The organism is Undibacterium sp. Ren11W (assembly GCF_049340485.1).
Taxonomy (GTDB): domain Bacteria; phylum Pseudomonadota; class Gammaproteobacteria; order Burkholderiales; family Burkholderiaceae_D; genus Undibacterium.
In genome coordinates this window covers 198,659-219,421 of the sequence record NZ_JBMPPB010000002.1, presented here as the reverse complement: position 1 = coordinate 219,421, position 20,763 = coordinate 198,659, and the positions used below count along the sequence as shown (strand labels likewise).

17 protein-coding genes are annotated in these 20,763 nt (G+C 48.8%); 10 read left to right on the top strand and 7 right to left on the bottom strand.

The genetic code is table 11. The features are described from left to right. The first annotated feature begins 2 nt into the window (after positions 1–2). The 3 genes from ACO0K8_RS07600 to ACO0K8_RS07590 are packed head-to-tail and all read left to right on the top strand — an operon-like array spanning position 3 to position 1,445. Positions 3–488, top strand: coding sequence for a type II secretion system protein (locus tag ACO0K8_RS07600; RefSeq protein ID WP_422946048.1), 486 nt, complete (start codon positions 3–5; stop codon positions 486–488). Then, the gene (locus ACO0K8_RS07595; protein WP_422946047.1) at positions 482–877 is read left to right on the top strand and encodes a type II secretion system protein; all 396 of its coding nucleotides are present in this window, start codon (positions 482–484) and stop codon (positions 875–877) included. The genes ACO0K8_RS07600 and ACO0K8_RS07595 overlap by 7 nt, the downstream gene beginning before the upstream one ends. Before the next feature lie 4 nt (positions 878–881). Next, positions 882–1,445: a type II secretion system protein gene (locus ACO0K8_RS07590; RefSeq protein WP_422946046.1), complete on the top strand. Its 564-nt coding sequence runs from the start codon at positions 882–884 to the stop codon at positions 1,443–1,445. A 42-nt stretch (positions 1,446–1,487) separates the two neighbouring features. Here ACO0K8_RS07590 and ACO0K8_RS07585 read toward each other — a convergent pair whose 3' ends face one another. The 7 genes from ACO0K8_RS07585 to rpmH form a co-directional block, all read right to left on the bottom strand. Then, positions 1,488–2,819, bottom strand: coding sequence for an acyl-CoA reductase (locus ACO0K8_RS07585; protein WP_422946045.1), 1,332 nt, complete (start codon positions 2,817–2,819; stop codon positions 1,488–1,490). Next, positions 2,779–3,978: a hypothetical protein gene (locus tag ACO0K8_RS07580; protein WP_422946044.1), complete on the bottom strand. Its 1,200-nt coding sequence runs from the start codon at positions 3,976–3,978 to the stop codon at positions 2,779–2,781. The genes ACO0K8_RS07585 and ACO0K8_RS07580 overlap by 41 nt, the downstream gene beginning before the upstream one ends. A gap of 120 nt (positions 3,979–4,098) precedes the next feature. Then, positions 4,099–5,517, bottom strand: a complete 1,419-nt coding sequence (mnmE, locus tag ACO0K8_RS07575) for a tRNA uridine-5-carboxymethylaminomethyl(34) synthesis GTPase MnmE (protein WP_422946043.1) — start codon at positions 5,515–5,517, stop codon at positions 4,099–4,101. Positions 5,518–5,662: 145 nt separating this feature from the next. Beyond that, positions 5,663–7,348, bottom strand: a complete 1,686-nt coding sequence (gene yidC / locus ACO0K8_RS07570) for a membrane protein insertase YidC (protein WP_422946042.1) — start codon at positions 7,346–7,348, stop codon at positions 5,663–5,665. A gap of 18 nt (positions 7,349–7,366) precedes the next feature. Then, a complete protein-coding gene (gene yidD / locus ACO0K8_RS07565) occupies positions 7,367–7,639 on the bottom strand; it encodes a membrane protein insertion efficiency factor YidD (RefSeq protein WP_422946041.1) in 273 nt (90 codons plus the stop codon). Then, positions 7,636–8,040 (bottom strand): ribonuclease P protein component, encoded by a 405-nt coding sequence (locus ACO0K8_RS07560; RefSeq protein ID WP_422946040.1) that lies wholly within the window; start codon positions 8,038–8,040, stop codon positions 7,636–7,638. Before ACO0K8_RS07560 ends, yidD begins: the two co-directional genes overlap by 4 nt. Before the next feature lie 60 nt (positions 8,041–8,100). Then, positions 8,101–8,235, bottom strand: a complete 135-nt coding sequence (rpmH, locus tag ACO0K8_RS07555) for a 50S ribosomal protein L34 (RefSeq protein WP_061535510.1) — start codon at positions 8,233–8,235, stop codon at positions 8,101–8,103. Between the two features lie 479 nt (positions 8,236–8,714). Here rpmH and dnaA point away from each other — a divergent pair, with 479 nt between their 5' ends. The 7 genes from dnaA (at position 8,715) to ACO0K8_RS07520 (ending at position 20,168) form a co-directional block, all read left to right on the top strand. Further along, a complete protein-coding gene (gene dnaA, locus ACO0K8_RS07550) occupies positions 8,715–10,130 on the top strand; it encodes a chromosomal replication initiator protein DnaA (protein WP_422946039.1) in 1,416 nt (471 codons plus the stop codon). 118 nt (positions 10,131–10,248) lie between these two features. After that, positions 10,249–11,355 carry a DNA polymerase III subunit beta gene (gene dnaN / locus ACO0K8_RS07545; RefSeq protein WP_295747809.1) on the top strand — a complete coding sequence of 369 codons (1,107 nt, stop codon included), beginning with the start codon at positions 10,249–10,251 and terminating at the stop codon, positions 11,353–11,355. Between the two features lie 237 nt (positions 11,356–11,592). Continuing rightward, positions 11,593–14,100 (top strand): DNA topoisomerase (ATP-hydrolyzing) subunit B, encoded by a 2,508-nt coding sequence (gyrB, locus tag ACO0K8_RS07540; protein ID WP_422946038.1) that lies wholly within the window; start codon positions 11,593–11,595, stop codon positions 14,098–14,100. Between the two features lie 92 nt (positions 14,101–14,192). Beyond that, entirely contained in the window at positions 14,193–15,104 is a 912-nt protein-coding gene (locus tag ACO0K8_RS07535) for an Abi family protein (RefSeq protein WP_422946037.1), read from the top strand. A gap of 419 nt (positions 15,105–15,523) precedes the next feature. Further along, on the top strand, positions 15,524–15,970 hold the full coding sequence (locus ACO0K8_RS07530) for a nucleotidyltransferase substrate binding protein (RefSeq protein WP_422946036.1): 447 nt from the start codon (positions 15,524–15,526) through the stop codon (positions 15,968–15,970). Beyond that, positions 15,957–16,280 carry a nucleotidyltransferase domain-containing protein gene (locus ACO0K8_RS07525; protein ID WP_422946035.1) on the top strand — a complete coding sequence of 108 codons (324 nt, stop codon included), beginning with the start codon at positions 15,957–15,959 and terminating at the stop codon, positions 16,278–16,280. The genes ACO0K8_RS07530 and ACO0K8_RS07525 overlap by 14 nt, the downstream gene beginning before the upstream one ends. 111 nt (positions 16,281–16,391) lie before the next feature. Then, complete coding sequence (locus tag ACO0K8_RS07520) at positions 16,392–20,168, top strand: hypothetical protein (RefSeq protein ID WP_422946034.1); 3,777 nt, start codon at positions 16,392–16,394, stop codon at positions 20,166–20,168. Positions 20,169–20,763 lie beyond the last annotated feature (595 nt).

Here is a 20,763-nt window from a genome sequence, read left to right as displayed (position 1 = left end):
TAATGTCAGTCGAGTGCTACAAATTGCGTGGTTTTACCCTGATAGAATTGTTAGTGACTTTGGCGATTTTAGGTTTATTGGCTAGTCTCGCCATTCCTGTGGCACAGGTCGCTCAACAGCGAAAACAAGAGCGTCAATTACGGACTGCGTTACTAGAGATACGGCACGCGATCGATGCTTATAAAGCGGCGGCCGATGAAGGTCGCATCGTCAAATCAGGCGCAGGAAATTCGTATCCGGAAAGTTTGGAATTACTGGTGGAAGGGGTAACGGATCTGAGTAGCCCAAAACACGCGAAAATGTTTTTTTTGCGGCGCTTGCCACGTGATCCATTCAACCCCGATACCGAACTTAGCGAGTCGCAAACTTGGGGTAAGCGCAGTTATGCCAGCGAGGCCAGCGATCCGCGTGAAGGTGCCGACGTCTATGACGTTTACTCCACCTCAGAAAAAATAGGCTTGAACGGCATCCCGTATAGAAAATGGTAAACATGAAAAATCTGGCTAGACGAAATAGCGGGTTTACACTGATAGAATTATTGGTGGTGCTAGGGATTATTGCCCTGATGCTGACGCTGGCGGTACCGCGTTATTTCCCGACTATTGATGCGGCCAAAGAAGCCATGCTAGCCGATAATTTACGCAATATGCGCAGCACGATTGATCAATATTATGCGGACACTGGCCGCTATCCAGAAAACCTAGGGCAACTAGTCGAGAAAAAATATCTCAAAGCCTTGCCTATCGATCCGATTACGGAAAGTACGGAGACCTGGATCATCTTGCCGCCGGAAGATGACACCAAGGGCAATGTCTACAACATCAAAAGTGGTGCCAGCGGCAATGACCGCAATGGTAAGTCTTATCTAGACTGGTAATAGCATGAGGGTTAAAACTCGCTACCGACAAATTCAATCCGGCTTCACCTATGTAGGCTTGATCGTCTTAGTGGCGATTATAGGATTGGTCGCGGCCAGCACCCTGAAAATGGGCGCCTTGTTACAACGCCGTGCGGCAGAGCAAGACTTGCTGGAAGTCGGTGCAGCCTTCACCGCCGCCTTTAATAGCTATGCCGAAGCCTCTGGGCCAGAACAGCGTAGAAGCCCCACTACACTCAATCAGCTATTGCGCGATCCGCGCTTTCCCTCTGTCAAGCGCCACTTACGCACTTTATATGCGGACCCGACTAGCGGTGAAGCCGAGTGGGGCATAGTGCTGGGTGGTGATAAGCTAAGTATTATTGGTGTGTATAGTTTATCCAACGCAAAACCCATCAAACAGGGAAACTTTACACCAGGATTTGAGCACTTTGAGAACAAGGCGCATTTGAGCGATTGGATATTTATGGGGCGCGAAGCCCGCTTGTTACCGCAGCAAGCGAATACTCCTAAGTCAGCGACTCCGGTCCCTACATCGCTTACTGATATAGCTAAACCTGGCTCATAAACTAGTCTATTTCATCCGGTGTCTGCGAAAAAACAGGCAGACTTATTCAGCCATGATATTTACCAATTGCGTCAAATCATAGCCACCGTCGTGCGCTTGCGTTGGTGAACTTAGCACCATATTTCCAAATCCGCACATTCTAGTGATACCTAACGCCTTGGCAATGCTCAGCAAGCGTTCACTCTCATTGAGAGAGCTGCAGTGCGCCATGGTCTGCATCCAATATTTTTCATCTTTAAGCCCGTGCAAGATAGCGGTGACATCATCGTACTTAATGATGTGCAAAAAGCGACATAAAGGAGAGGGAATCAAGCCAGTTTTCCATTGGCTCCAGACCGCAGTTGACCATGAATTTTCTACAGGGCAGTGCAAACTAACTGCTCCAGTAAGTATACTCTGAGCCTTGATATCTTCTCTGGCGTTGACGATGTCGACATAATCATCGTTACTACGAAGCGCAGGAGCATCATCGTAAACCGATTGAAATGCCGCATGCAGGGAAGACAAGAAACGTTCAAATTGTTGATCAGAAATTTTACTTTCGACAAACAATGCCTGCAAATTATTACAAGCTTTTTGATCCCACATGCTAACGTCCATCACGATATTTTTACATAGCGTTGCTAGTTGCGCGTCTTTCAGACCGGCAGCGGTTAATACACCGATACCATATTTCGGACCATGACTTAGTATCCTTGCGGCGTAACCCAGATCAGTACGCCAGCTCATCACGGCATCCAGCCCACCCCACACGATAATTCTATCGACATTTTTTTTGAACAATATCTCTATTTCTTTATCGCCGCCCTTCCAGAAAAATGCAGCGAGTCGTGTGACTAATACTTTGTCGCCGTCAGCGGCAAACAGGCTTTCGATAAAGATGCCGGGCACACCACCATCAGCTGTCGAGAATTTATAAAAATTGATGTTGCCCGATAGGAGGCCATCGACCAGACCATCGAGACCAGATACCAGAGTATTGGTCGCGCCTATATGTAGTACCAAGCCAACAGGGCTGACCGATCTATTGCCGATTGCAGCTTGCCATCTTTGCTCTAGTGTTTTTCTTGAAAAAAATTGTGCGCACTCGTTAAAAAACAGAGTAATCGAACTTCCGGCTATTCCTGAGTTTTCTAAGTGCGCTAGGATACGCGTATGAAAAATATTAGTTTCATCGCTCCAGAGCCTGCCCAACTTGACCAAAATATCTATAATTTCATCTCGCGGCGGGGGCGGACTCAGCGCTAAGGCCTTACCAGTTTCAAGTAAGTGTTGAAGTTCATTTGCGTGTACCGGAGCGCTACTGTTTTGCATTCGGCCAAACTGAAAGCTTTTATTGAGCATGGTGGTCTTTTGCAAGATATTGCTCGGCATGGAGTGCGCAGCTCATGGCTTTTTTGGAGCCGCCTCTTCCTGTAATCGTCAAATAATCGCCGACCCGCCCACAAGCGCAATGCTGCTCCAGATAGCCCAAGTCCGAACTAAGTAAACTTGCAGAGGGATAGCTTTGCAAGATCGGGGTGAATAGTTGGACTAAACCAGTCTCTCCATGCGCGAGTTCCTCCATGCTTCTAAGGTCTCGTATTACGACATGGGCGAGCGCGGAAACATGTAACTTATTTTTTTCACAGGCCACATATAGCGCGGGATGCTCAACCAGCGAATAAGAATCGCGTATAGCCGAGGCTGGCATATTGCTAAACCTGGTCAAATAGGCATACAAATTAAAATCCTCGCCATACAAATGAGCAAACTCTTTCCAACCGCCGCCGCTCAAAATATAACTATCATCTGGAAATTTCACCTCCCCATATTTGTGATGATAGGCTTTGATGATCTCGCAACTGTAATGCAGAAAGCCCAATATCCGGATAGGCTTTGCTGTCAGTACATAAGCTCTTAAAGTCTCGACTGCTTGTTCGAGTAAAAACACGGTCCGCCCTTGCGCATCAAGATCGAGTGCGTAAAAATTGGCCAGACTAGGTGTTAGATGAGATACCACGCTATCGGTGCCGGCGGTGCCTGCTCCATTCGATGCGTCCGGGCTGTAGCCGGCGAATAAATAGTTGGCTGGTTCTGGACTTGCCAGGCCAAACTCACCGTAGACCTTGAGTATCCCGGCCACGATACGTACCAGAGAAGTCTCATCTATTGTGATTTCGGCCTTTTGGCCGCTAGTTCCAGACGAAAGAATATTGAGCGTAGGTGCTTCAAGTGCAGTACTACTGAGTGTATATTTTTTGAGTACCGAGGAGCTGATGTAGGGAATGCTCAGCAAGTCTTCAAAGCACTGGAATGACGCTAGCTCACAATCTGCTAGACGCATCAATTTACGATAAAAATCATAGTCCTGATATTGAATATGCAGGGTTTCTCGCATTGCGGCGAAAAACGCCGTCTTCCATTTTTCGTCTTTATTAAAGCTATCGAACTGGTATAAGCGATCCACCGCATTATCGCTATTTTGGCCAAGAATGTGGGCTTTAGCTAGCAGCAATTGCGGCGACGCCATCAGGTTATTGAGCTGATTCAAGTTGCTCTCCTTTGAAAATGAGTTTTCTAAAAATCACTTCGAAAAATAGAACAACCCAATCAATGCAAATTTAAACCCTTTACAACTATAGTTAACAAAATAAAGAAATGTTAGAAATTATTATTTTCCTATGCAGAAGCGTGAAAAAATAACTCCCAACAAATCATCTGAAGTAAATTCGCCGGTAATGCCGTTGAGTCTGTCTTGGGTCAATCGTAATTCTTCCGCGAATAAATCTAATGATTGATCATTTTGCGCTGCATAGCTGGCGGCAAATTCCAGATGTTCACGTGCTTGCTTGAGCGCGATCAAATGACGTTCGCGCGCCAGGTACAGTGATTCACCAGTCTGCTGCCAGCCTGCAATGCGCAACAATTCTTTGCGCAATAAGTCCATGCCCAGATGTTCTTGCGCCGACAAATAAATATGCGTTGCGTCTTCCATTACATCGACACTGGCATGATGTCCGGAGACATCAATTTTGTTCCAGATACGTATTACCGGGACATTCAGCGGAAAGCGTTCTACGATAGATTCGTCTGCACGGGTCGGACCACGACTGGCATCGAGTAAATGCAAAATGACGTCGGCTTTCTCGACTTCAGCCCAGGTGCGTTCTATGCCTATGCGTTCGACGGCATCAATCACGTCGATGTTCTCGCCAAATTCTGGCTCATCGTGCTCATGTCGTATCCCTGCGGTATCAATGATATTGAGCGGGATACCTTCTATGTGGATAGTCTCAGTAACCTTATCGCGGGTGGTACCTGCAATCGGAGTGACGATGGCGACATCATCTCCGGCTAGCGCATTGAGCAAAGACGATTTGCCTACATTCGGCTGACCTGCCAACACCACATTAAGACCGCTGCGTAACAAAGCCCCTTGCGCGGCTTGCTCAAAGACCTTTTGGAGTGCGCTTTGTATCGCTAATAATTGTCCGCGCGCATCGGATTTTTCCAGAAAATCGATTTCCTCTTCTGGAAAATCTAAGGTTGCCTCCACCAACATGCGTAGGTGCACCACTTTTTCGACCAGAGCATTGATGACTTTTGAGAAAGCGCCAGATAAAGATTGCGATGCCGATTTAGCCGCCGCCTCGGTCGAGGCTTCAATCAAATCGGCGACTGCTTCGGCCTGCGCCAGATCGAGCTTATCATTCAAAAAGGCACGCTGAGTAAATTCGCCGGGTTGCGCCAGTCGCAAACCGGCATCTTTACCCGCTTCCAGGCAGCGCGTCAGCAACATCTGCATCACCACTGGGCCGCCATGTCCTTGCAACTCCAGCACATCCTCGCCGGTATAAGAATGCGGTGCCTTAAAAAAAATCGCTAAGCCCTGATCAATCACGCTACCGTCCGCCTGGGTGAATGGCAGATAAGTGGCGTGGCGCGGCTTAAGTTGAGTGACGCCGAACAAGGCACTGACAATCGGTGTCAGATTTTTGCCAGATATGCGGACCACGCCTATACCACCACGGCCAGGAGCAGTTGCGATCGCAGTAATTGGGGTAGGGTCGTAAGTAGTGTGATGATTCATAAGGAATTTTAACCTTGCAGGCTATACCCGCAAAAAAATTTTAGTGCTTGTGATCTAAATGCTACAAAGGATACTGCTATGCCAAGCCCTTCGCCATAAAAAAAGCCCATGCACGCATGGGCTTTTTTCTAGTTAAATGCGTAGATCAAGACTTGTGTTCAGCCGGGATCAACTTATTATTGATCACCCATTGCTGAGCTATCGACAACACATTATTGACTACCCAGTACAGTACCAGGCCTGATGGGAAGAAGAAGAACATTACTGAGAACGCCAAAGGCATAAACAACATCATCTTCGCTTGCATAGGATCAGCAGGTGCAGGATTGAGTTTAGTCGTGATGTACATAGAGATCGCATAAATCACTGGCAAAATGTACCAAGGATCTGGAGCGGTCAGATCAGTAATCCAGCCCACCCAAGGCGCGCCGCGCATTTCTACGCTGGCTTGCAAGACCCAGTACAAAGACAAGAACACCGGCATCTGGATCAAGATAGGCAAGCAACCTCCGAGCGGATTGATCTTTTCTTTCTTGTACAACTCCATCATGGCCTGATTCATTTTTTGCGGATCGTTTTTGTATTGCTCGCGCACCGCTGTCATTTTTGGTGTGACCACTTTCATCTTCGCCATACTGCGATAACCGGCAGCCGACAGTGGAAACAAAGCAAGCTTGATAGAGATGGTGAAGATCACGATAGTCCAACCCCAGTTACCCAATAATTTGTGGATTAATTCCATCAACCAGAACAGGGGCTTTGCAACTAAGGTCAACACGCCATAGTCCTTCACCAGTTCTAATCCTGGCGTGACTTTTTCCAATAATGCCGATTCTTGTGGGCCGGAATACAAACGTGCGTCCATTGCCAATGTTGCGCCTGGAGCGATCGTCCCCATAGGCAAGATACTGCCCACCGCGTACAGATTGGTATCGACTTTTTTAGTGAAAATTTCACGCTGTGTTTTATCTTGTGGAATAAATGCAGAGACGAAGAAATGTTCAATCACAGAAACCCAACCGTTATCAGCCTTAGTCGCATGGTTGCTATTGCTAGAGCCAAGTTTTTCAGTTTCTTGCTTACCAATTTTTTCGAAATCAAGTTTTTGAAACTTGTCAGCATCGGTGTACACAGCAGGCGCAAAAAAATCACCGCTACCTGAGAACATGCCGCCGCTTTCAGGCTTAGTACCGTCATGTAACAACTGCAAATACAGAGAAGGAGTAATCGCAGCCGCAGTGTTATTGCTCACTTCATGCTTGACGTCGATAACGTAGTCACCTTTTTTGAAGGTAAAAGTTTTGCTCAGTTTAACGCCAGCCTGCTCAGACTCTAATACCAATTGGACATGGTTACCATCGCCCAAGACACGCACGCCTGGCTTAGCAATAAAACCGGATTTATGGTTAGGAAAATTACCGCCTAGCAAACCTGTCTGTGCCAAGTAGGTACGTTTCGCATCTTGCGTGAACAACACCACGTTTTTGCTGTGATCATGGCTATCTTTATGCTTAAGCAACTCTAAGCGCTTTACTTCGCCCCCGATGGTATCAATATCGGCCTTAATCAGATCAGTCGTGATGGTAATGATTTCACTCTTGATTGCCGGTGTATCGGCTGCAATTGCACCGACACTGGCAGCAGTGGCGTCAGCCAAAGCCTTGGGTGGATTGGTAGTTGCGCTGGCAGACGCCGCAGTATTCTTGCTCTGTTGCGCAGTCGGCGCAGGGAAAAACATAGATTGCTTGCCGCTATGGCGCATCCAGTTGTCCCAGAGGATCAACAGCGACATCGAAAAAACAACCCACAGGACGGTACGTTTGATATCCATTTGTGTATTTGACGAAGATTAGGAGAGTTTAGAAGAATGACCCGCAACAGATGTGGGGGCAGATGTTAATTTTTCAGCCTTGGGTGGAACATTATCCACGCCGCCAGGATGCCACGGATGACATTTACAAAGGCGTTTTCCTGCCAGCAGACTACCTTGGCAAGCACCGTATTCACGGATCGCTTCTGCAGCATACTCGGAACAGCTAGGATAAAAACGGCAGCGCTGCCCCAACATAGGGCTGATCATTAGTTTATATCCGCGCAGTAACAGTAGCAGCAAGGATTTCATGACGCAGGTTCGGCCGGAATTTTTTGTGACGCAAACAAACGCACGATCTCCACCCTCAACTCGCGTTTAAGTTGGGCGGTAGTGGCTGGTCCTGCCTTAGTATTGACCGGCTTAGACAAACGCACAATACAGTCGACATTTATTAATGTCGACTGCCGAAACACTTCGCGTGTCACGCGTTTGATTGCATTGCGCGTCGCCGCACGCGGGGCAAATCGCTTTGCCGCGACCACACCTAAACGAGCGTGCTCCAACGCAGTCGGGCGGGCATACAAAACGAAATGTGCCGTTCTTTGTACGGGGCGCAAACGAAAAACGGATGAAAACTCATCCGTTTTAACGATACGCCTAACGCGCGCAAAATCTCCGCTGGCGTTGGTCATGTCGATTGCATTGATCATCTCAATAATCTAGCTATCGCCACATCAGCCTAAGCTGCTGCGGCCAATAGCCAGAACAGATCAAGCTGCCAGGCGTTTACGGCCTTTGGCGCGACGTGCATTCAGAACAGCGCGGCCGCCGCGGGTTGCCATACGTGCGCGGAAACCGTGAGTGCGCTTACGGCGAACTACGGAAGGTTGATAAGTACGTTTCATGTTGATCTCGCTATTTTAAGCAAATAATAAATCGGAATTACGGGTAATAGCGTGAAGCGCGTTGATAAAACTTACACTTAATTTACACTTTCTCACACTCTATTCACACCATTACTGCCCCAAAACCGCTGCTCATGACTGCTTCATTAGTTGTTTCATTACAAGCAACAAATGCAACATCCATTAAAATAGGGGTAGGGAACCCATAATTATTCACTAGTTTGGCATTCCATGTCAATCCATTTGACGCAAATTTAATCAGGCTTGCGCTTTTAATAATTAAGAAATTTCCCTCCAAGCTGTGGATAACTCTGGCTGGCAAGGGTAGAATAGCGGATTAGTGTGTCAGCTTTATTTTGTTCTTTTTGCAATTGTGCCGGATTGATACTTCTACGGTATTTAGCAACATACTGGCAAGTCCAAAAAGTAAGACGAACGAAATTTTCTGTTCATACGCAAGCATTTTATAACGAGTATTCATGGATAATTTTTGGCAAGCCTGTTCTTCTCAACTAGAGCAGGAGCTCACGCCGCAACAATACAGCGCTTGGATCAAGCCTTTAGCCCCCGTCGATTACGAAGACGGTAGGTTGCGTATTGGCGCGCCGAATCGCTTTAAGTTAGATTGGGTAAAGACGCAATTCGCCAGCCGCATCACAGAATTAGCCGTGCAGTATTGGGACGACACGATAGAAGTGCAGTTTATTATCGACCCGCGCATTAATAAAAAACCTGTGCCTAGCGTGCCGACGTCTAGCAGCATGCCTAGTGCGGCCAGTATCGCGCAGCAACACAGTCATGAAGGCGACCGGCCTAGCCACGCCGAGATGCCGCAATACCCAGAGCCAACACCGCAGCCGTCGCCACGTCGCGAGCAAAGCCGTATCAACTCGGATCTGACCTTCGATAGCTTCGTTACTGGTAAGGCCAATCAACTGGCACGTGCCGCTGCGATACAGGTAGCAAATAATCCTGGTGTCTCGTACAACCCGCTGTTCTTATATGGCGGCGTCGGTCTGGGTAAAACGCATTTGATCCACGCTATCGGCAACCAGATTCTGGTAGATAACCCGAACGCCAAGATTCGCTACATCCACGCCGAGCAGTACGTGCGCGACGTCGTTACCGCTTACCAGCGCAAGGGTTTTGACGAATTCAAACGTTACTACCATTCGCTAGATTTATTACTGATCGATGATATTCAATTCTTTGGCGGCAAGAGCCGCACCCAAGAAGAATTCTTCTACGCGTTCGAAGCCTTAATCGCCGCCAAGAAACAAATCATCATCACCAGTGATACCTATCCAAAAGAAATCACTGGCATGGATGACCGCTTGATCTCGCGTTTTGATTCTGGCCTGACGGTCGCCATCGAACCGCCAGAGCTCGAAATGCGGGTCGCTATTTTGCTCAAAAAAGCCACCAGCGAAGGCGTGCATTTTTCTGATGACGTGGCCTTTTTTGTGGCCAAGCATTTGCGCTCCAACGTGCGCGAGCTCGAAGGCGCTTTGCGCAAGATTTTGGCTTACTCCCGCTTCCACGGTAAAGAGATTACGATCGACGTCACCAAAGAAGCGCTGAAAGATCTACTGTCGGTACAAAACCGCCAGATTTCGGTAGAAAATATACAAAAAACGGTAGCCGATTTCTTCCACATCAAAGTGGCGGATATGTACTCCAAACGTCGTCCGGCGAATATCGCCAGGCCGCGTCAGATCGCCATGTATCTGGCCAAAGAACTCACGCAAAAAAGTTTGCCAGAGATCGGCGAATTGTTCGGTGGGCGCGATCACACCACCGTCTTGCATGCGGTACGCAAGATCACAGCAGATCGCGGTAAAAGCCCGGAATGCAATCATGAGCTGCACGTTTTAGAGCAGACCCTGAAGGGCTAAGTTTGAGGAAATCGCAAGCAGAGATCAGCCTGCTTGCCGTTAGAAATAAGCTCGGCAATACAAGTAATCAAGTAATGAACCATCCTTTATCAACCACAAATTAAGCGAGGATATACAAATGCAATTGGTAAAAACCCACCGAGATACTTTACTCCGACCTTTGCAAATCGTGAGTGGTATTGTCGAGCGTCGGCACACTTTGCCGATTCTGGCCAATATCCTCATACGCAAAGATGGTGAAAAGGTCTCCTTTCTGTCTACCGACATCGAAGTTCAGATCACCACGCATGCCGAAATCGGTTCGGGCGGCGAAGTTACGGCGACCACCGTTGCAGCCCGTAAATTGCTCGATATTTTGCGCGCTTTGCCGGATGATAATGACGTCTCCATTAAGCTAGAAAACAAGAAAATGACCGTGCAGTCGGGCAAATCGCGTTTTTCTTTGCAAACCCTGGCAGCTGAAGAGTTCCCTACCGTGGCGCAAGCCGAGACTTACAACGCCAGCGTTAGCCTGCCGCAAAAAGCGCTCAAGCACCTGTTCAACATGGTGCATTTCTCGATGGCGCAGCAAGACATCCGTTACTACCTTAATGGTCTGTTATTAGTCGTCGATGGTAAGAACGTGATTGCGGTTGCCACCGATGGTCACCGTCTGGCATATTGCCAGGTAGAAGTCGAGCAAGAGTTTGCGCGTCAAGAAGTCATCATCCCGCGCAAGACCATTATCGAATTGCAGCGCCTGCTAGAAGACAAAGACGAGCTGGTACAACTAGACATCGCCAACAATCAGGTCAAACTGACTTTTGCCGATATCGAGTTAATCTCTAAGCTGGTCGAAGGCAAGTTCCCTGACTTTAACCGCGTCATCCCTAAAGGCTACAAGAACAACTTCACGCTCGGTCGCGAACAATTGCTGCGCTCACTGCAACGCGTTGCCATCATGACTAGCGATAAGTTCAAAGGCGTGCGTTGTGTGATCACCCCGGGTCTGATGCAAATCTTGTCTACCAATGCCGATCAGGAAGAAGCGGTCGAAGAGATAGAAATCGATTACGGAGGAGACAGCGTCGATATCGGCTTTAACGTCACCTACTTGCTCGATGTATTGAACAATCTCAAGGTCGATCAGATTAACATCGCCCTTGGCGATTCCAACTCATCGGCTTTGCTGACCATCCCAGAAAACACCGACTTCAAATACGTCGTGATGCCAATGCGGATCTAGTACTGAGAACCCCTCTCACGCTTGCGGGAGAGGGGCAGGGGTGAGGGCGGTGGAGAAGACCGGACACCCGAAAAATCCGCAAGCCGATTTCCACAAGAATTCCGTTTCGGATTTTTTAAATAATGCAGTCTATCAGCCACCCTCACCCCTACCCTCTCCCGCACGCGGGAGAGGGGGCTGCAAGCTAAAACCCAAGAACCAGTTAGACCCAGTAACACATTAATTCAGAAGGTAGCCATGTCCGAGAACACCCAAGACAATACTCCAGCAACAGAATCCGCCACATCGGCTGGTTATGGCGCATCCTCCATCCAGATTCTGGAAGGCCTGGAAGCCGTGCGTAAGCGCCCCGGCATGTATATCGGTGATACGTCGGACGGCACCGGTCTGCATCATCTGGTATTTGAAGTGCTGGATAACTCCATCGATGAATCCTTAGCTGGCCACTGTACCGAGATCAACGTCACTATCCACAGCGATAACTCGATCTCGATTACCGATAACGGCCGCGGTATTCCTACCGGCATCAAGTTTGATGACAAGCACGAGCCTAAGCGTAGTGCGGCCGAAATCGTCATGACCGAGCTGCACGCCGGTGGTAAGTTCGATCAAAACTCCTACAAAGTATCGGGCGGTCTGCACGGCGTCGGCGTCTCTTGCGTGAACGGCTTGTCGAAACTGCTCAAGCTCACCATCCGCCGCGACGGCAAAAAATACGCCATGGATTTTGTCCGTGGTGTACCGCAAAACCGCGAGATAGAAACCATCAACGGCGTAGTCTGCTCACCGATCAAAGTGATAGGCGACACCGATAAGCGCGGTACCGAAGTGCATTTCTGGGCTGATGAAGAAATCTTCACGCACGTAGAATTCCATTACGAAATCCTGGCCAAGCGTATCCGCGAACTGTCTTTCCTGAACAACGGCGTACGCATCAAACTCAGCGACCATCGCACCGGCAAAGAAGAAATGTTCGCGTTCGAAGGCGGCACCCGTGGTTTTGTTGAATACATCAACAAAACCAAGAGCGTCTTGCATCCGACGATTTTCCAGGCAACTGGCGAGCGCATGTCCGACCAGGGCACCAACATCAGCGTCGACGTATCCATGCAATGGAACGACGCCTACAACGAACAAGTACTGTGTTTCACGAATAACATCCCGCAACGCGACGGCGGTAGCCATCTCACCGGCCTGCGCGCAGCGATGACACGCGTCATCAACAAGTACATCGAAGAACACGACTACGCCAAAAAAGCCAAAGTAGAAGTCACCGGCGACGATATGCGCGAAGGTCTGACCTGCGTATTGTCCGTCAAAGTACCAGAGCCAAAATTTAGTTCGCAAACTAAAGATAAACTGGTATCTAGCGAAGTGCGCGGCCCGGTAGAAGAGATCGTCGCCAAGACCCTGTCCGATTATTTGCAAGAACGCCCGAACGACGCCAAGATCATCTGCGGCAAAATCGTCGAAGCATCCCGTGCCCGTGAAGCCGCCCGCAAAGCGCGCGAACTGACACGCCGCAAAGGCATCATGGACGGTTTAGGTCTGTCTGCCAAACTGGCCGATTGCCAGGAAAAAGACCCAGCCCTGTGCGAACTGTATATCGTCGAGGGTGATTCTGCGGGTGGATCAGCCAAGCAAGGGCGTGACCGTAAGTTCCAGGCGATTCTGCCACTGCGCGGTAAAGTGCTGAACGTAGAAAAAGCCCGTTTCGAAAAAATGTTATCGAGCGAACAGATCACCACTCTGATCGCCACGCTTGGCACCTCTATCGGCCCGGACGAATTTAACGTCGAAAAACTGCGCTACCACCGCATCATCATCATGACCGATGCCGACGTCGATGGTGCCCACATCCGTACCCTGCTGCTGACCTTGTTCTACCGCCAGATGCCGCAACTGGTAGAGCGCGGCCACATCTACATCGCCCAACCGCCACTGTATAAAGTCAAGGCTGGCCGCGACGAGCGCTACCTCAAAGATGATGCCGAAGAAGCCAGCTACATGATGACCGTCGCCTTAACCGGCGCAGCACTAACCCCAAGCACAGGCGCAGAACCGATCACCGGCGAGCCGCTGGCAGAATTGGTACGCCAATACAATCTGGCCAACGCCGTCATGATGCGCCTCACCCGCGTGATCGACCGCGCCGCCCTCACCGCCATCATGACCGGCGTGACGCTGCAACTAGATACGGCAGAGAACGCCGCGATCTCGGCCCAGGCACTGACAGCCACCATCAACGACACGGCAGTAAAAGCCATCGTGCGCACCGATGACGTCACCGGCACCTTCAGCCTGCGCATAGAACGCATGTTCCACGGTAACGTCAAAGTAAGCAGCATCGACTACGACTTTAGCGAGAGCGCCGACTACCGCGTACTGGCCAACGCCGCCCTGACCTTTAAAGGCCTGTTAGGCGAAGGCGCCTTCATCCGCCGTGGCGAAGGTGAGCGCGCCAAAGAAAGCGCCGTAGCCGACTTCCACCACGCCATGCTGTGGCTGCGCGACGAAGCCGAACGCGGCGTCAGCAAGCAGCGCTACAAAGGATTGGGCGAGATGAACCCTAGCCAGCTGTGGGAAACCACGATGGACCCAACGGTACGCCGCTTGTTGAAGGTACAAATCGACGACGCCATCGCCGCCGATCAGATCTTCACTACGCTGATGGGCGACGATGTAGAACCGCGTAGAGCATTCATAGAATCGAATGCTTTGCGTGCTGGGAATATTGATACTTAATCTCATATCGACTATAATTCGTTCAACACAACCGCCACGCCTCTTAACAATGCGCAACCTTGGCGGTTTTTTTATGTCTTTTTGAAAAGTACATGAAGAATTACACTAAACCAGCGTTATCGTTTGAACTACAGGTCGATAAATTAGAAACAAGAGGCCTCATCGTTTCTGATCGTATTGGCGCAGCTAAAATACTTGCTTGCGTCAGCTATTACCGATTCTCTGGATATTGCTATCCTTTTCGCCAACGAGATCACAATGGATTGATTTCAGACGATATTATTGCTGGAACAACTTGGGAAGAAATCGTCAAATTTTACGAATTTGACCGGCATCTACGACTATTAATATTAGACGCAATAGAACGAGTAGAAGTGGCCATTCGTACTCAGCTAACCTATCATCTTGCGCACACGCATGGCGCGTTCGCTCACACAAATGCGGCTATCTTTCATCCAAAATTTGATCACGCAAGCTGGCTTGCGAAAGTCGAACAAGAAACAAAACGATCGAGTGATGAGTTTATTCAACACTATCAAAGAGAGTACAACGGCTTTCCGACAATTCCATTGTGGATGTTGACTGAGATATTGAGCTTGGGAAATTTATCTTATTTTTATCAAGGCTTGCAAGCCGACGATAAAAGGCCTATTGCGACATATTTCAACTTGCATCCCAAGCGTTTGGCTGACTGGTTACACACTTTGACTTACGTGCGCAATGTCTGCGCACACCATAGTCGATTATGGAATCGTGAGCTTGCGATTCGTCCGGACAAAGCGAAAGAGACTGAATGGCTCCCGCCAGTCACGCCGCGCAATGACAGAATATTTTATGTCCTATTAATGTTGCGCCATCTGTTAAGTGCAACGGGCAATGGCCAAGATTGGGCAAAACAAGTAACTCTATTGTTAGCGCCGTTTGCAGAAAATCGCCAATGGCGGGCGGCGATGGGAATACCAGCTCAGTGGGCGCAGCATCCGATCTGGGCACATAAAAGTTAATAGCGTTTGGCAAAAAGAACTTAATTTGTTTGACGGGTATTTGATAAACTCATCTGATTCATAAAGGAAAGTATATAAATCCTTTAAATATCAAATGCTTAGCGGCTCCGAATTTGTTTGATGGGTATTTGATGAAAAGGCCATTTAAGACCTTTAGGAAACCAGAGCTGACACTTTACTTTGCGCCCGATCGCGCATTCGACGCACGGTCGATGCACTACTGCTGTCAGGCAAATTACAATCGGTAGGGGTACAGCACACGATGGGGGCAGTTCTAACATTTCAAGGTTTTCAAAACCCATCACGCATATTCCATGCGGTCTGCAGGCCAATATCGTGCCACGAGCCGCATGGGTATTGCGCGACAGGCCGGCACTGCTTTAAGATTGTTTTCTGTCTCTTGTACTGGGTGAGCCACCATGATTTACCTTAACACCGATCACTTGCAACGCTGCATACAAACGCTGCAATCCTCGCTGCGCCTATACCAGGCTGCCGAAGCTGGCAGCATCGATCAGGAAGTGTTTCGCAATGCGATCGTCAAAGGCTATGAGCTGAGCCAGGAGGCCGCCTTCAAACTGCTGCGCAAGGCGCTCAAAGAATACGGCCACAGCAGCAAAAAACTCAACGAAACCCCGATCAAAGACGTGTTACGCCTGGCCGCCAGCCACAGTCTGATGAGCGTGGCAGAAGTAGAGCACTGGTTTAGCTATCGCGACAACCGCAACAACACCGCCCATGGCTATGGCGAAGGCTTCGCCAAACAAACCCTTATTTTATTACCCGGCTTTATCACGGACATCAGCAGACTGGCACAGCAACTGGAAGCCAAACTAGGCAAAGACAGCGACCATGCCCAAGCTTGATCCCAGCGCCCTGCACCTGCCCGCCCGCTATCGGCAAATACTGCTAGCGCTATTGCGTCAGCACCTGCCGCAAGCAGAAGTCTGGGCCTACGGCAACCGCATCACCGACGACTATTACGAAGCCAGCGATCTCGATCTGGTAGTGCGTAATCCATCTGATTTAAGCCAGGCCAGTGACGGCATTCTTGACCTGCAAGAAGCGCTGGTAGAAAGCGATATTCCTATCCTGGTGCAGGTAGTCGACTGGGCGCGGTTACCTGGGTCATTTCATGCTGAGATTGAGATTGGGTATGTGGTGGTTTTGGGGTGAATTTTTGGAATGTTAGACCCCCGCGTTAGTTGATCCATTTAGTTGAACGCGACACATCGTAGTCGATAATATGCACTGCCGAAATGCAAAAATCAATAAGAGCGGAAATCAATGAACGGTTTAATCAATGTTCCAATACCATCTATTACGTCGTTAACCGCAGAAGCAGCCGTGACGGTGATTCGGGACACCCTGCGAGCGGAGTGTCGTTATAGCCAACTGGGGCCGACAGCATTAACGGTTTCAAGTCGTCTCACGGTTGCTGATGGCGGCATCGACGCGGAAATAGATGCCACATTAAGTCTGACTGTTCCGACAGACTGTCTCTTCCAAGCTAGTCTAACGGGCTTTCAGATCAAGTCAGGAACCAGTTTTAAGCCATGGACGGCAAGCGCTATTCGAGCCGAGCTTCTGGATAGCAAAGGCGCGCTTTACAGCGAAGTTCAACGCCTGGTGCAGCGCGGCGGGCGCTACACGTTGATTTGCACTGGCCACGACCTTACGCCCAAACAGCGAAATGAGGCCAGGGGTCAAATTGCGCTGGTCCTCGCAAACTCTGGTTTCCCTGCATACGACACATTGATTGATGTCTTTGGCGCCAGTCAATTGGCTGAATTCATTGAGCGTTACCCTGGTGTGGCGTCTCTGGTAACAACCGATCCCATTCAAGAAGCGCTTGTTTTCGATGAGTGGGTGCGCGACGACCACATGTCGAATTCATTCGAAATGTCCAAAGATCAAAGCGATTTGATCGATCAAATTCGCCAGGGCTTGTTTGGGATCGCTAAACATGTTCGTGTGCTGGGTGAACCAGGCCTCGGGAAAACTCGTCTTGTGCTTGAGGCATTGCGTGATGTGAATCTCGCTCCGTTTGTTTTGTACGTAGAGCATGGTTCCAAGTTTGGTCAAACAAAACTATTCCGCCAGCTATTGAAAACCCCGTACGACAAACCGCTCATTCTTGCAATTGACGAATTACCAGAGCAGGAAATGGCCGAAATTTGGCGGCATTTAAAATCAAGATGCGGGGCTTTGAAGATTGTTTCGTTGGATCACGGTCGCGATGAAACACAGGATGCCGAAATACAGAGGATCTACGCTCCGCCTCTGCCCGCCGAAACAATCAAGAAGATATTGATAAGTCGGCTGGGAGATTCGCGCGAGTTGGATCGTTGGGTAGAAATATGCGAAGGTTCCCCTAGGGTGGCACAAGCGGTTGCTGACAATTTGCGCGCGAATCCTGCCGACTTACTACGCCCACCTGCGACAGTCCCGATTTGGGATCGATTTCTGCACGGTTATGGTAAGCGTAACGAACAACATGCTCGGCAAATTGACTGTGTTACGCAGCATATGGCCTTGTTCAATCGATTTGGATTTGAGGATCCGGTCGGCGATGAGGCGCGCTACATTGCGGATTTAATTGCAGTGGTAGATCCAACTGTCGGTTGGGCCAGGTTTCAAGAGATTGCGCAAAGTCTGCGCGCACGAAGGGTGTTACAAGGTTCTAGAACATTGTTCTTTGTACCTAAAGCGTTACATATCTACTTGTGGAAGCGATTTTGGCAGAACTATGGCCGTGGATTCGATTTCACACATACCTTCAACACAATGCCTGAATCTCTTCATACGTGGTTTATGAATATGTTTAGGTACGCTGGAGATGCGGCAACCACGAACGTAATAGAGGACATTCTCAAACCAGACGGCATCTATTCAGAACGGGCAATGCTGACTTCGTCGAAAGGCGCGCGATTTCTTTCAACGCTGACTGAAGCAAACCCATCCGCGGTACTGAGACTGCTTGAGAACACTATGTTGAAGTGGTCGAATGAAGAAGTTGCATCGTTTAAGGAGAATCGTCAAAGTATTGTTTGGACACTGGAGAAGATTGCAGTCTGGCCTCAACAAACTGTGCGCGCAATGCGCTTACTCATTAGGCTTGCAGTCAATGAGACGGATACGAATAGCAACAATGCTACTGGCACTATTCGAGGTCTCTTTTGCATAGGGGTTGAGGCTGCGGTAACCGAGGCATCCCCAGCCGAACGATTGCCCGCCCTCCTTCCGCTACTCCGATCTTCCTCTGATAAGGAACGCGAGTTAGGATTAAATTGCATAGAAGCAGCATTGGATACACATGGACGTGGCTACCGAATCATTGGACCGGAGTTTCAGGGACTCAAACCGCGCGCTAAATTATGGATTCCAAAAACTTACGGAGATTGGTGGGATGCGCAGTATTTATATTTCAAGGCATTGGTAGACGAAACGGCGCTTTGGCCAGATCACTTAAAACCCAAGGTCTGCAGTGCGTTGTTAAGCGCAATACAACAGCAAATAAAAGTAAAACCTTGTACCCAACTTGCCTTCGACATGCTTAGCACCTTGGTTCGTGATCCAAACATGGAATCAAGCGAGCTCAACAAGTTTTTTACGGATTGGCCAGAATACCATGACCAACCAGAAATCAAGGACATCACAGACAAAATTGTCTCGATAGGACGCGCCTATACAAAGCAGAGTTTAACGAATCGTTTTCAGCGATATGTCGTAGATGTTGACTACCTGACTTGGGATGAAGACATTCGTGAAAGACGAGGAAAGCGCAACAACCACGCTAAGCCTCTGGTTAGTGCACTCGCCAAGCGAGTCGCTACGCGTATTGAACTGTTTGAATCGTTATTGCCATGCCTTTCCCCGCAGAAGAATTCGCCAGCTTTGTGGCACTTTGGAGAGCAGTTAGCAAGTAATGACCCAAAAAGGTACTTGCAGGATAAATTAGTTACGCAAGCGCTTACTTCCAAGCATTGGGGCTGCTTAAACGGTTATTTTTCCTATGTACAAAAACATGATGTATTAGCATTCCAGGCTGCTGTCACTTCCTTGTTGTCGAATGCTGACAATGCTTGGCTTGGTGCGGCGTTGACGGTACGTTCTGAATATGATCAGGTGCTGTTTGATGGGTGTCTAGTGGCCTTCGAAAAAAAATGGATCGAATCTAGTCAATTTTATGCTTTGCGTTATGGGAAAATGTGGCAAAAACTCCCTTTACCTAAGTTAGAGCGCTTAATCCAACTGCTGATCGATGCAGCAAATACCACGTCTGTTGGGATTTTGATCGGACTTTTTCATGAAATTGAATTCGATGATACATCACCCTTTGCCAGTATGACAGTCTACACCGCTCTTTGCCGCGCCATACCAAGCGACCAAGGATGGAACGACTCACGTGGCTATGATTGGCAGCATGTTTGCGAGAAGCTCATAAAGTGGAACAGTCATTTTGCACAACCTTTGCTGGACGCATTGTTAACGGAAATGGATAGCCACTACCGATTGAGTTATGACCACTATGTCGAATCCGTTTCTATTGAGTTGGTCAAGGTAGATCCCGTCGGCGCATGGCAAGTGATCGCGCGGCACTTTGAAGCAACACTGCCCAAATGGAGGTCAGATTTATTGAACTGGCTAAAAGGAGGAATCTCTGGTTTTGATGAAAAGGTTGTTAATGCACCCATTAACTTGCTTTCAATAGTCTCAATATTAGAATGGATTGACGTAGACCCCGGGAAGCGCGCGTGCCTAATTGCACATTGCGTTCCAGGCACTCTTGATATTGAAGCTGGCGGTCAATTGACAAGCGTGTTAATTGCAAAATACGTCAATATTGACGGAGTCAAGAGCGGTATAAGTGCATCTTTCCACTCAGGTGGATGGTCAGGCCCAACCAGCCTTCATCTAAAGAAAAAACGCGAAAAATTGCGCGAGTGGTTATCGCGAGGATTCGATTTCGAGGTCGTTCAGTGGATAGAGTCAGAGCTTGAACAAATAGACAAAAGCATTGAGCGTGAGGAAATAGCAGAGGAGAGAGCCCGGTTCGACTGAATGCGGACGACGGGGGCAATTTTAATCAAAGGGACTGCAGCCGGAGTCAGTTCTAACACTCCACCATTTTCAAAACCCATCACGCATATCCCATGCTGCCTGCAAGGCCGTAACCCGCAATAGGTAGGGCAATGGAATGGACTCCTCCCCCTACGGCATCAACTGTGCCAGACTGATGAGTCACAAAACTAGTCAGTTCACAGAGGAGAAGTCCAAATGAATATTAATCGAATTGGTATCGATCAAAGAGGTCAGCATCAATTATTTTTTAAGATGAGTATCTCTTAATTTCAAAACCCATCACGCATATTCCATGCGGCTCGCAGGCCCATATCGTGCCACGAGCCGCATCGGGATTGCGCGGTCGATTTCAGTAAGTTGGTAACTTAAAACCGATAAGGCTAGGCATCGCATTCAATTTAAGCGATGCCCTTTAGATTTCAATCACATCCACACGCACTGGTATGCCGAGAATTTTTACTCTGATTTTGCTTTGATTGATTCGATTCGGATACACAGGCTCTGTCACTTAGTTGGCTTGATGGATAGCAAAGAATGGCCTGTTTCTCTGCTCAGGTAAGTCAGATTGCTTTTC